This window comes from Rhodopirellula europaea 6C, assembly GCF_000338295.1.
Classification (GTDB): domain Bacteria; phylum Planctomycetota; class Planctomycetia; order Pirellulales; family Pirellulaceae; genus Rhodopirellula; species Rhodopirellula europaea.
The window spans coordinates 66702-77862 of the sequence record NZ_ANMO01000094.1 but is presented as its reverse complement, the minus strand read 5'-3'; the positions used below and the strand labels follow the sequence as shown (position 1 = coordinate 77862).

At 55.9% G+C, this 11161-nt stretch carries 10 protein-coding genes and 1 other RNA gene; 9 read left to right on the top strand and 2 right to left on the bottom strand.

The window, feature by feature from the left end:
* Nucleotides 1-56: 56 nt before the first annotated feature.
* Nucleotides 57-743 carry a DUF2141 domain-containing protein gene (locus RE6C_RS08145; protein ID WP_008655516.1) on the bottom strand — a complete coding sequence of 229 codons (687 nt, stop codon included), beginning with the start codon at nt 741-743 and terminating at the stop codon, nt 57-59.
* A gap of 254 nt (nt 744-997) precedes the next feature.
* On the opposite strand from RE6C_RS08145, the gene ffs reads away from it, so the two are divergent.
* The 8 genes from ffs (at nt 998) to RE6C_RS08110 (ending at nt 8102) form a co-directional block, all read left to right on the top strand.
* Nucleotides 998-1092, top strand: an RNA gene (gene ffs / locus RE6C_RS30060) — signal recognition particle sRNA small type.
* A gap of 57 nt (nt 1093-1149) precedes the next feature.
* Nucleotides 1150-2352: a DNA polymerase III subunit gamma/tau gene (dnaX, locus tag RE6C_RS32790; RefSeq protein WP_236618025.1), complete on the top strand. Its 1203-nt coding sequence runs from the start codon at nt 1150-1152 to the stop codon at nt 2350-2352.
* 92 nt (nt 2353-2444) lie between these two features.
* Nucleotides 2445-3104: a DNA polymerase III subunit gamma/tau gene (locus RE6C_RS32785; protein WP_236618024.1), complete on the top strand. Its 660-nt coding sequence runs from the start codon at nt 2445-2447 to the stop codon at nt 3102-3104.
* A 78-nt stretch (nt 3105-3182) separates the two neighbouring features.
* Nucleotides 3183-3569 (top strand): YbaB/EbfC family nucleoid-associated protein, encoded by a 387-nt coding sequence (locus tag RE6C_RS08130; protein WP_007327784.1) that lies wholly within the window; start codon nt 3183-3185, stop codon nt 3567-3569.
* The gene (gene recR, locus RE6C_RS08125) at nt 3566-4165 is read left to right on the top strand and encodes a recombination mediator RecR (protein WP_007327785.1); all 600 of its coding nucleotides are present in this window, start codon (nt 3566-3568) and stop codon (nt 4163-4165) included. The genes RE6C_RS08130 and recR overlap by 4 nt, the downstream gene beginning before the upstream one ends.
* A gap of 103 nt (nt 4166-4268) precedes the next feature.
* Nucleotides 4269-5765 carry an RNA polymerase factor sigma-54 gene (gene rpoN / locus RE6C_RS08120; protein ID WP_173401779.1) on the top strand — a complete coding sequence of 499 codons (1497 nt, stop codon included), beginning with the start codon at nt 4269-4271 and terminating at the stop codon, nt 5763-5765.
* Nucleotides 5765-6949 carry a S1C family serine protease gene (locus tag RE6C_RS08115; protein WP_008655508.1) on the top strand — a complete coding sequence of 395 codons (1185 nt, stop codon included), beginning with the start codon at nt 5765-5767 and terminating at the stop codon, nt 6947-6949. Before rpoN ends, RE6C_RS08115 begins: the two co-directional genes overlap by 1 nt.
* A gap of 46 nt (nt 6950-6995) precedes the next feature.
* Nucleotides 6996-8102 carry a D-TA family PLP-dependent enzyme gene (locus RE6C_RS08110; RefSeq protein ID WP_008655507.1) on the top strand — a complete coding sequence of 369 codons (1107 nt, stop codon included), beginning with the start codon at nt 6996-6998 and terminating at the stop codon, nt 8100-8102.
* Between the two features lie 48 nt (nt 8103-8150).
* Here RE6C_RS08110 and aroE read toward each other — a convergent pair whose 3' ends face one another.
* The gene (gene aroE / locus RE6C_RS08105; protein WP_008655506.1) at nt 8151-9641 is read right to left on the bottom strand and encodes a shikimate dehydrogenase; all 1491 of its coding nucleotides are present in this window, start codon (nt 9639-9641) and stop codon (nt 8151-8153) included.
* Between the two features lie 128 nt (nt 9642-9769).
* Between aroE and RE6C_RS08100 the strand changes: the two genes are divergently transcribed.
* Nucleotides 9770-11131, top strand: a complete 1362-nt coding sequence (locus RE6C_RS08100; protein WP_008655505.1) for an outer membrane protein assembly factor BamB family protein — start codon at nt 9770-9772, stop codon at nt 11129-11131.
* Nucleotides 11132-11161 lie beyond the last annotated feature (30 nt).

Below are 11161 nucleotides of genomic sequence, written 5' to 3'. Positions count from 1 at the left end.
GGATGCCGGCTGATTCGACGCTCGTTTCGGCAACATACGTTTGCCGAAGGCATCGTTCAGTAGATTTGAATCTCGATTGGCGTTTCGCCATTCGCGGGTCGATCGATGACCGCCTCTTCAAATGCGGGCGGTCCGAACTTGCCACGTGCGTCGTTGCTGAATCCGTAACGTTCGGCGGGGATGCCGAATTGGTTCCGTGACAATGCACCGTCGTTGTTCGTGTCATGAAACGCCGCGATGGCGAATCGTGTCGGCAGTTGCTCGATGGGGATCGTGCAAGCGGCCACTCCGTTTGGCTGAACGGGAACTTGAGCGGCAACCAAGGCATTTTCCGGGTCGTTGAATGAAGTCTCCGCGTTGTAGATCGCCAGCCAAACCAATGCGTCACCTGGGATCGCACCGATCACGCGGATCATGATTTGGTCGGCCGAGCTGTTTGCTGCTTGGAGAGACACTTCGCCATTGGCAAGATCCAGGGCGGTCAACTGTTCGTTGCTGGGAGGGTTGATGCTAGACGCATCGGGAAAAGCTGGTGGGCGGAATTGGTTTTGTCGGTAGGTGAGGACTCCGATTCCGGTCAGGAAAACGAGTGTCGCGAAAGCCATTAGCAGCGACCCGTGGTTCTGCTGCCATCTCTCCGGGAGTGATTGCCAAGCGTTCCAGCTTGGTTCCAACTCAATCTCGTCGATGGGGTCGGAGGTGATTTCTGTTTGGGATTCGAACCCGTTTTCCATCTGTTTCATTCCCGACAAGATTCACCCGAGTGGGCTCTTATTTCGCTCCAGCGACAGCATTTCGCAAGATTCATAGACGAATCGTTTGCAGAATAGACTGGGCCAGAGCATCGCCGATAGCGGCCACCGCTGCTGTTCAGAGTAACCGAAAACTGCGATCGATGCGATGAAGCGAATCACGCAGCAACTTCCTCAAACTGAGTTCGGGAAGGGTTTCGCAAATCCGATGCTTGTCTTACACTGGATGCTGCGATCTGCTCGATGGTGGCGACCCTTGCGACTGTGAGTCGTGAACCTGGTCAGGCCTTAACTGGAGCAGCCATAAGCGGTGTAACTTTGTGTGAGGGTTGCCGCCACCGAGCAGACGCAATTGCCAGCCGTTTTCCTGCCCGTTTCTACGACTTCACGTGAATCTGTGAGCGACGATCAATCTGCGGACAACGGTTCTTACGTCGTTGTCGCGAGACGATATCGGCCACGGGACTTCACGCAACTTGTTGGCCAGGATCACGTCGCCCGTGCTTTGCAGGGCGCGATCGAAACTTCTCGAGTGGGGCACGCCTACCTGTTCACGGGGGCTCGCGGTGTCGGCAAGACCAGCACGGCTCGGATCTTTGCCAAAGCTCTGAATCACCCCGATGGTCCGACCGCGAATCCGGACAATGAAAGCGACGTCGCTCAGGCGATCGATTCCGGAGAAGACGTCGATGTGATCGAAATCGACGGTGCCAGCAATCGCGGTATCGATGAGATTCGATCGCTGCGAGCCAACGTTGGTGTCCGCCCCAGTCGATCGCGGTACAAGATCTACATTATCGACGAGGTTCACATGCTGACGGGAGCCGCGTTCAACGCGCTCCTGAAGACGCTCGAAGAACCACCCGAGCACGTCAAGTTTATCTTTTGCACGACGGATCCGGAAAAGATTCCGATCACCGTGCTCAGCCGTTGCCAACGATTCGATTTCGCTCCGGTCGAAAGCGACAAGATCGTGCAGCGTTTGCGTGAAATTGTTGAAGCCGAAGACAACACAGTCGAAGACGAAGCGTTGGAGTTGTTGGCGCGTCGCGCTGCTGGGTCGATGCGAGATAGCCAGTCGCTGCTCGAGCAAGTGCTGAGTTTTAGCGATGGTCATCTGACGGCGGACCATGTCCACACGATGTTGGGGACGGCCGACGATCAACGACTGCATCGATTGGCAGAGGCGATGGCTGATCGAAATGCCTCGGCGGCGCTCTCGCAAATTGACGAAGCCATCGCAGCGGGTGTCGACGCGGGGCGTCTGGCGGAACAGATGCTCGGCTACTTCCGCGATTTGATGGCGGTCGCCGTTGGGTGCGAAGCATCGTTGATGAGGTACGCGGCTGTATCGATGCACGGTTCGCTCGGCGAGCTGGCCGGACGCTGGGGGTTGCAAACGGTGCTCGCCATTGTCGGCTTGGTCGACGAAACGCTGGTGCGGATCCGACATAGCGTTCATGCCCGCGTCTTGCTGGAAGCAACCGTCATTCAGGTTTGCCATCTGCCCGATTTGCAAGCGATCTCCGATTTGACCGCGGCAGCGTCGGGAGCTGGTGGTGGTAAATCAGCTGGCGAAAAAAAAAGCGAGCCGCGGTAGCTAGCTCGACACCGAGTGCGGCTGCAGTGCCGCCATCTGCGGGCCCATCCAATTCAGCTTCGCCCGCCGTCGGTTCAGACACGAAGGTTCGGGTGGACTCTCCAGCCGCACCATCCGGGGATCATCGAGCCGCGACGAGTGCGACCGCCTCGGTCGCTGCGGCGGCTCCGTCTGGTTCTCCTACCGTCGATTCGGCTCCCGCCGCGGCGACATCTTCGCAGCCCGCAACGCAATCGCAGGCGGTTTCATCCAGTGGCGTTGCCGCTGCTGTCGCGACACCACCGCAGAGTGAGGGCGCGGAAAAGTCGGCCACCGCGACCGAATCAACGACATCCACCGACGGTTATCCCGTGATTTCCGGCGACGAAGCGACATCGAGTTGGTCTCAGGTTTTGCAAGAGATGGATCCGATGACGGCGACTTTGGCAAAGGCCGCTGAACGCGTTGATTCGCCCGAACCCGGTGTGCTCCGGTTGATCTTTCCCGGCAACTCTGGGCTGGCGTTCAGTCGTTGCCAGATGCCTGAGCACAAGGAGGAAATCCTCCGTACGCTTTCACGGGTGACTGGCCGGCGTGCTACCTTGCAGTTTGAGGCGACCGCTGTCAAAAAAATCGAACCGGTCGCTGCGGCGAAACCGAAGAACAAAAATCGAATGCAACGAATGCGTGAGATACAAGCCAATCCGTTGGTTCAGTCTTGCGTGGAATTGCTGGGGGCAGAAATCGTTCGAGTCGACACTCCTCGCGGGTGAGGCTGGTCGATTCGATTGTCCTTCTACTCATACTCTTTCATTTGTCATCCCTGACTCTCGTTCCACTGGATTGGACCCATGTTCAAAGGCCTCGGCAATCTCGGCAACATCGCATCGATGGTTGGCAAGCTGCAAGAAATCCCGCAGAAGATGCAGGAACTCAACGAGCAAATGCGGAGCGAGCGTGTCTCGGCCAGTTCATCGTGCAATCACGTTGAAGTTGTCATGAATGGGATTGGTGAAGTTCAGTCCGTCGAAATTGCGCCGGAGATTTTGGGCGTTGGTGGCGGCGAAGTGGTTGCCCCCGAAGACCTTCAGCATGCCATCCGTGACGCAACCAACGCGGCGGGCGCGGCTGCAAAGCAACTGTACGCCAGTGCGATCAGCCAACTTGCGTCGGACATGGATTTGAACATGCCCGGTGTTGATGGGCTGCTGTCGAGTTTGACGGGCGGCAATGGATGAGCGGACATGCCGGTGCGGTCTCTGATCTAGTCGACCAACTCAGCAAGCTTCCGGGGATCGGTCGCAAAAGTGCTGAGCGTTTGGCGTTTCACTTGTTGCGAGTCCATGAGGATGAGGCGTTAGCACTGGCGTCGGCTATTCGTCGGGTTCGCACCGACGTTCGCTATTGTTCGGTTTGCTACAACCTGTCCGAGACGGAGTTGTGCCGGATTTGCTCGGATCCAAAACGGGACGCGACCCGCTTGTGCGTCGTCGAACAGCCCCGCGATCTGCTCAGTCTCGATGCCTCGGGCGTTTATTCCGGTCTGTACCACGTACTGCTCGGTCGAATTGCACCCCTCGACGGGATCACGCCCGACCAACTGACCATCGATTCACTCGTGGAACGGGTGCGAACCGGAAATTTTTCTGAGATCATCATGGCGACCAATCCGACGGTCGAAGGTGATGGCACTTCGCTGTATTTATCGAACTTAATGCAGGAATTTCCGGTGGAAATCACTCGTTTGGCTCGTGGGATTACATCGGGCAGTGTCCTGGAATATGCCAATCGTGAGATAATTGCCGATGCGTTGACGGGTAGACAGCGGTTATAATCCTCATGCCAGTGATGAATTGGCACCGAATTCGCTCACTCGGTTCTCGCTGAGGTGGCGACCTTCCCTTCGATTCACGTCACGCATTTCAGAAAAGATTCTCATGCGGATGTCAGTGGGGCTTCAGGCCCGGCAAAGCCAAGTACAAAAACTCGCTCCACGGATGATCCAGTCGATGGAAATCCTGCAGATGCCCACGTTGGCATTGCAGGAACGCATCGAGCAGGAGATGAACGAGAATCCTTTGCTGGAGCAACAAACCGGGGATCCATTGAACCCGGACGATGGCGACGATGAGGTCCCGGACAAGGACACTCGCAGCGAGAACGAAAAGGAACTTGTTGTCGACAACGATCACGACAACAAGGATGACTTCGAGCGTTTGCTGAACATGGACTCGGATTTGCCGAGCACGTTTGATGATTCGTTTCGTCAAAGTGCAAACCGCATGTCCGAAGACGCTGACCGTCGCCACGACATGATGGCTAACGCTCAGTCACGACCCGAGTCGTTGAATGACTATCTGCTGCATCAGCTTGCGGAAATGGACATTGATGATGAGGTGGAGCAAATTGCCGAACGCATCATCAGCACGCTGAACGCTTCCGATGGCGGTTATCTGCGAATGCCGTTGGCCGATCTGTTGCCATCGGGACACTCGAAAGAAGACTACGAGAAGGCTGAAGAAGCGTTGGCCGTGGTTCAGTCATTGGAACCAAGTGGTATCGCCGCTCGCGATCTGAGTGAATGCTTGATATCGCAGTTGGATCCTTCGGTCGCGCACTTCGATGAGCTGTCGACTTTGATTCGATCGCATCTCAATGATCTGGCAGAGAACCGGCTTCCGCAGATCAGCAAGAAAACTGGTTTCTCAATCGAGTTGATCCAAGAGCTTCGCGAAGAGTTGCATCTCTTGAATCCGAAGCCTGGTGCTGCTTTCTTGGAGACCTATGTTCCGAACGTGACACCAGACATCATTTTGGAACAAGACGAATCGGGCGAGTACCGAGTTCGCTTGGATGATGATCGTGTGCCAACGTTGTTCATCAGCGAGTATTACCGCCGTCGATTGCAAGCTTCGGATTGCACGGATGCGGAACGAGAATTCATCAAACAAAAGATCAACGGTGCGCAGTGGTTGATTGATTCGATCGAGCAGCGGCGAAGTACTTTGACTCGGGTATCCGAGGCAATCGTCGAGCATCAAAAACGGTTCTTGGATGAAGGTCCGGAAGCGATTGAGCCACTGAAGATGCAACAAATTGCGGACAAGGTCGGTGTCCACGTGACAACGGTCAGTCGCGCGGTGGACGACAAGTGGATTCAGACGCCTCGCGGGATTCTTCCGTTGCGTCGGTTCTTCGTCGGTGGAACTCAGACCGAAGACGGCGATGATGTTGCTTGGGACACGATCCGCTTGAAACTGCAAGAGCTGATCGATAAAGAAGACAAGAGCAAACCTTACAGTGACGAGAACCTCGTCGACGAGTTGAAGAAGGCTGGTATGACTGTCGCTCGCCGGACGGTCACGAAATACCGCAAGAAAATGGGGATTCCTAGCAGTCGTCAACGTCGCGATTGGAGTCTCACCGCGTCGTGATGTCGGCCTCGAAACGATCCGCCATCGTTGTCTTGGCTGTCATGAATTTGGGCCTGATGTTCATGGTGGCTGGCCTTTTGTTCTGGCGTCCCAACGCTGAGCGGATGGTTCCAGCTGCGGTCGAAACTCAACGACCGGCGGTGGCTTCGAAAGTAGTTGAAGAGCCTGAGGCTGCACCGGATATTCCTGTGCATGTTCCTTCTGCCGGCAACCTGGCCGATTCAGAAACGCGAACGATCGAATTGTTTCGCGTCACGTCTCCATCCGTCGTTCACATCACGACGTCGAAGGTCGCACGCGACTACTTCAGCATGAATGTGCAGGAGATCCCGCAAGGCAGTGGGACCGGGTTTGTTTGGGACAAAGCCGGACACATTGTGACCAATAACCACGTTATTCAGAATGCAGACGTCGCGATGGTCGCGTTCGATGATCAAACCAGCTTTCCTGCGAAGCTAGTCGGTGTCGCTCCGGACAAAGACTTGGCGGTTCTGCTGATCGACGCTCCACCGGAACGTTTGCGTCCGATTCCGCGCGGTGTGTCGGCTGATTTAGAAGTTGGTCGGACGGCACTCGCCATCGGCAATCCGTTCGGGCTGGATCAAACGCTTACGACGGGAGTCATTAGCGCACTCGGTCGCGAAATCAAATCGGACTCCGGGGTGCCGATCAAAGATGTGATTCAAACCGACGCCGCTATCAATCCCGGAAACAGCGGTGGACCATTGTTGGATCGATCGGGGCAATTGATTGGTGTGAACACCGCAATCTACAGCCCGTCCGGCGCCTACGCAGGAATCGGATTCGCGATTCCTGTTGATACGGTTCGTTGGGTCGTGCCTGAACTGATCGAACACGGGCGTATCATTCGTCCCGGAATCGCGATCACGGTTGCAAGCGATTCGATGAGCAAGCGGTTCAAGCTTCCACCCGGAGTCTTGATCCTGGATATGCCTGAGCGCGGCAACGCTGAGCGAGCGGGATTGCGTCCGACCCGTCGGACTCGTTTCGGAGACATTGTCCTGGGCGATATCATTGTCGCGGTCGATGATATGGCTGTCGCATCGACCTCGGACCTGACGCTGATTTTTGAGAACTATGAAAGCGGCGATGTTGTCGACTTGACCGTGATTCGTCAGGGAACCGAGTTGGTCTTGCCCGTTGAACTTGAAACATTGGACTGATCGAATTCGCATTTCTACGGCAACCAAATCGAGCCCCTGGTACGAAGTGAACAATGTTGACCAGGTTTTCTCGCCTGGATTGTTGCTCTACGCCGACCGAGTTCAAGCCAACTTGGACCGAATGATTGAGATGGCGGGCGGAGCGGACAAGCTAAGGCCGCATGTCAAAACTCATAAGATGCCCGCCATCGTGGAGTTGAGCATCGCGTCTGGAATCACTCGTTTCAAATCCGCAACGATCGCGGAAGCCGAGATGACCGCGAAAGCTGGGGCGGCGGATGTCCTTTTGGCGGCTCAGCCGGTCGGGCCAAACATCGGACGGTTCGTGAAGCTGGTCGAACAGTATCCGAGTTGTCAGCTTTCCTGCCTCGTGGATGACCCATCGGTTGTGGCGAACTTGGAATCAGCGTTTCAAGCGGCCGGTTCGCAGGGAAGCGTTTGGATTGACATTGATGTCGGAATGCATCGGACGGGCATCGCACCTACCGATGCTGCAACTGAATTGGTTCGCTCGATCCGAGCCAGCGATCACCTTCGGTTGGCCGGGATCCATGTTTACGACGGTCATCTGCACGACACCGACTCGGAAGAATTGAGGCGTCAATTCGACGAAGTCGTGAAGCCATTCTGGACTTGGTTTGAGGAGATCCAGCGAGCGAGTGGCGATCGGATGAGTTTGGTCGCTGGTGGAACGCCCACGTCAGCTTTTTGGCAGGCGGACGCACGTGCTCGACAAGTGAAAGTTGAGACCGGTGCAGGAACGACCGTATTGTGGGATGCGGGCCAGCCTACTTTTTCGCCCTCAATGCCCTTCGAACCTGCCGCAGTGGTTTTGACTCGCGTGATCAGTCGGCCGACCAAGTTCGACGTTTGTTTGGATCTCGGACACAAGTCGATCGCGTCAGAAATGCCGCTGCCTCGCGTGCGTTGGCTGAACTTCGACGCCGATCACGAGGTTGTTGGCCACAACGAAGAGCACATGGTTCTGAGAACGAAGCTGCCTTGCCGACTTCGTTGTGGTGACGTTTTGTACGGAGTTCCCGTGCATGTTTGTCCGACCGTCGCACTGCATCAGCACGCGGAATGCGTGCGTGATCATCGAGCGATCGAGAAGTGGCCCGTCGTGGCTCGCAACCGAATGCTGTCGATCTGAGGAATTAAAGGCTCATCTGTCGAGCATTGAAGCGACGCCGTTTCCGTCCTAGTTCAGGCGAACTGGGTTGGTTGCCTCTTTGATCTTCTTTCGCATCAACTCGATCGACGCTTCTTGTCCGGTGAACAGCTTGTACTGATACGCAGCTTGGCGAACAAACATATCGACGCCCGTGATCACACGAGATTGTTTCTGCGTCGCCTGTTTGATCAGAAGGGTGTTTTCAGGGTTGTAGACCGTGTCGAACACGACCATGAACTGATTGAGTGCCGATTGATTGAAGGGGGTGTTGTCGACATCGGGGTGCATACCGATGGGCGTCCCGTTGATCAGTAGCTGGACCTTGGCCTCGTGGCGTTCTTCCCAGTCGATCACACGACAACCGATGTCAGCAGCCAACATTTCGGCCCGTTCGCGGGTTCGCGAACTGATCGTGACATCGCATTTGCGTTGGCGTAGGCCCCACGCGATGGCTCGCGAGACGCCGCCGGCGCCGAGGACCAAAGCCGTTTTGCCTTGCAGCGAGTTCTCGGTTCCTCGTTCGATCTTGAACGATTCTTCGATGCAATCCATTGCGGCGCGATAGTCGGTATTGTAGCCGAGGCGATCGTCGCCGTTGAAGATCATCGTGTTAATCGCCCCGATACCCGTGCAGCTGGATTCGGCTTGCGTGCAGTATTGCAACGCCGATTCCTTGTGAGGAATTGTGATGCTAATTCCTTGGATACCCAGCTCTTTGCAGGTCCTCATGAAAGATGGTAGATCATCCTTCGGCACGCGAAGTGGAAGGTAGCGTGCGTTCAGTCCCGCATCGACGAACGCGGCGTTGTGGATCAATGGGCTGTGGCTGTGGGCGACCGGATCCGCGATCACGCCGAACAACGCAGTGTCTTCCTTGATCGTTTCGTAGTGATAAACGCTGTTCATTTCCTTCCAGTTGAGCTGGCCGGGGGCAAGCTTTTTGTCGGAACTGAACGTTGCGTAGGTGAACGGAGATCCGACGCGGTTGGCAAGAATTCGCGTCAGCATGCCGATTTCGCCCATGCAAATTCCGATCGTCGGAATTTTCGCGTTCTTGCACAGGTTGATCATTCGGATGTTGTCCGAGAATGAATTCGCCATGCACGCGATTTTGACGATGTCCGCGTCTTCGGCGGCCATGGCCTCGTGCAATTCGTCCAAGTTCTCCGGCGTGCCACTGAAGTCGTGGTAGCTGATGATTCGTTTGGTGTTGCCGTAGCGAGGAATCTGAGCCGCGACGTCGGCTTCGATGTCGACGTACTCGGCACCCGCCGCGATGACACTCCGCAGAAGCATCAAGCGATCTTGTTCGGATCGTTCCCACCGACCGCCATCTTCTTTCCTGCGAACCGTGGCGACCACGGGGCCCGGACGGTCATTGAGTAATCGTTTCAGGTCGACGGCGCGGGAAATGTAATCGAGACGCAGTTCAACGAGCTGAGCACCTTGTTCGACCAAGAACTGGTGTTCGGCAATCATGCGTTTGTGGCGGGCGCGGCCGAGACTGACACAAATCATAAATGTTCGGTGGTCGGGATGGAGGATGGATGGGGCGAGACTTCGCCACGAGGTTATAATAGTCGGCAGCGTTCCGAAGGGCAGTACGGGAGGCCGATCTCAATGTCACAAATTGTGCTGAATTGACCATGTTTTACTGCCGCCAAGACACGTTTCAACGCTTCCAAGACAACTCGTCGGCCAGAAAGGTTCCCGCCATGCTTCGCTTCGGTTGCTGCTTTGCCTTGCTGCTGGGTGGATTCGTTTTGCCATCGGTGACGGCAGAGGATCTCAGCTCACAGATTTGGCCCACCTCCAGAGGCGATTTTGCCGCAACAGGTGCTCGCTCGAAGGGAGTTGCAGACGAGTTGGTTCTGCAATGGGAAACGAAAACCGCCGAGGCAATCGAGGCGGCTCCAGTCAGCGACGGCAAGCATGTTTTTGTCGTCGATGTGATGGGCGGAATGGAAGCTCTCGAACTGTCGACGGGAGAATCACTCTGGCGTCACGAGCTGGACACAGGCTTCGTCGCTTCGCCTTCGTTGTTCGTTCCGCAAAACATCAGCCAGGCGATTGGTGCGGTGAATGTTTTGGATGCCGGTGATCTGCCCGAAGGGACCACTCCGATGACGACGGAACAGATCGATGCATGGTCGGCGACTCAAACCACCGTTTTGGTGTCGGGCGACGTCGAAGGAAATGTCGTCGCCTGGGATCCAGCCTCGGGGGAGCAGCTTTGGAAAGGTTTGACGGATGGAGAGATCAGTGCTTCGCCATCGTTTTATACGCTGCGTCGTCTTGGAGCATCCGGTGAAATCGAGCTGCAACCAAGAGCTTTGGTGACTAGTCAGGACGGCAGCTTGTATTGCTTCGCGATGAAGTCTGGAGAGCTGATTTGGAAATACGAAACTGGCGATCAAATTCGGTGTGGAGCTTCTGTCGGCGATGGGAAGACTTATTTGGGCGGGTGCGACGGTGGCCTTCACGTGGTGGATTTGACCACCGGGAAGGCTTCGCGGGATGCAATTCCACTTGGCGGACCAACTGGGAGCACGCCAGCGATCCGTGACGGCAAATTGTTTGTGCCGATCATGGATGGAGTTTTGTACGCTTTCGCTCCGCAGAACGATTCCGAAGAGGACGGCATGCCGACGTGGGAGTACAGCGATCCGGATCGAGCCCAAGAATATCGCGGCAGTGTTGCGGTGAATGATGATGTGGTGATCGTCACGAGCCGAAACAAGACGGTGGATGCGATCGAGCGATCAACGGGCAAACTGCGCTGGAGGGTGACACTGAAACGACGTGCTGATGCCTCGCCCGTTATCGCCGGTGACGATGTCTGGGTCGCTTCCACCGACGGACGACTCTTGCGTTTGTCGATTGAGAATGGGGATGAAAAATGGAATTTCGAGATTCGGGGGGCCTTCATCGGCGAACCCGCCATCGTAGGGGAACGCTTGGTCATCGCGGATGACGAAGGCGTGGTTCGAAGTTTTGGGCCGAAGTAAACATTCTTAAGAAATGCGTTTCTGAACTCG

What these genes read in the sequence shown, in the direction of transcription:
- RE6C_RS08145 (WP_008655516.1), bottom strand. Translation starts at nt 743, where the DNA reads ATGAAACAGATGGAAAACGGGTTCGAATCCCAAACAGAAATCACCTCC.
- RE6C_RS08130 (WP_007327784.1), top strand. Translation starts at nt 3,183, where the DNA reads ATGTTCAAAGGCCTCGGCAATCTCGGCAACATCGCATCGATGGTTGGC.
- recR (WP_007327785.1), top strand. Translation starts at nt 3,566, where the DNA reads ATGAGCGGACATGCCGGTGCGGTCTCTGATCTAGTCGACCAACTCAGC.
- rpoN (WP_173401779.1), top strand. Translation starts at nt 4,269, where the DNA reads ATGCGGATGTCAGTGGGGCTTCAGGCCCGGCAAAGCCAAGTACAAAAA.
- RE6C_RS08115 (WP_008655508.1), top strand. Translation starts at nt 5,765, where the DNA reads ATGTCGGCCTCGAAACGATCCGCCATCGTTGTCTTGGCTGTCATGAAT.
- aroE (WP_008655506.1), bottom strand. Translation starts at nt 9,641, where the DNA reads ATGATTTGTGTCAGTCTCGGCCGCGCCCGCCACAAACGCATGATTGCC.
- RE6C_RS08100 (WP_008655505.1), top strand. Translation starts at nt 9,770, where the DNA reads ATGTTTTACTGCCGCCAAGACACGTTTCAACGCTTCCAAGACAACTCG.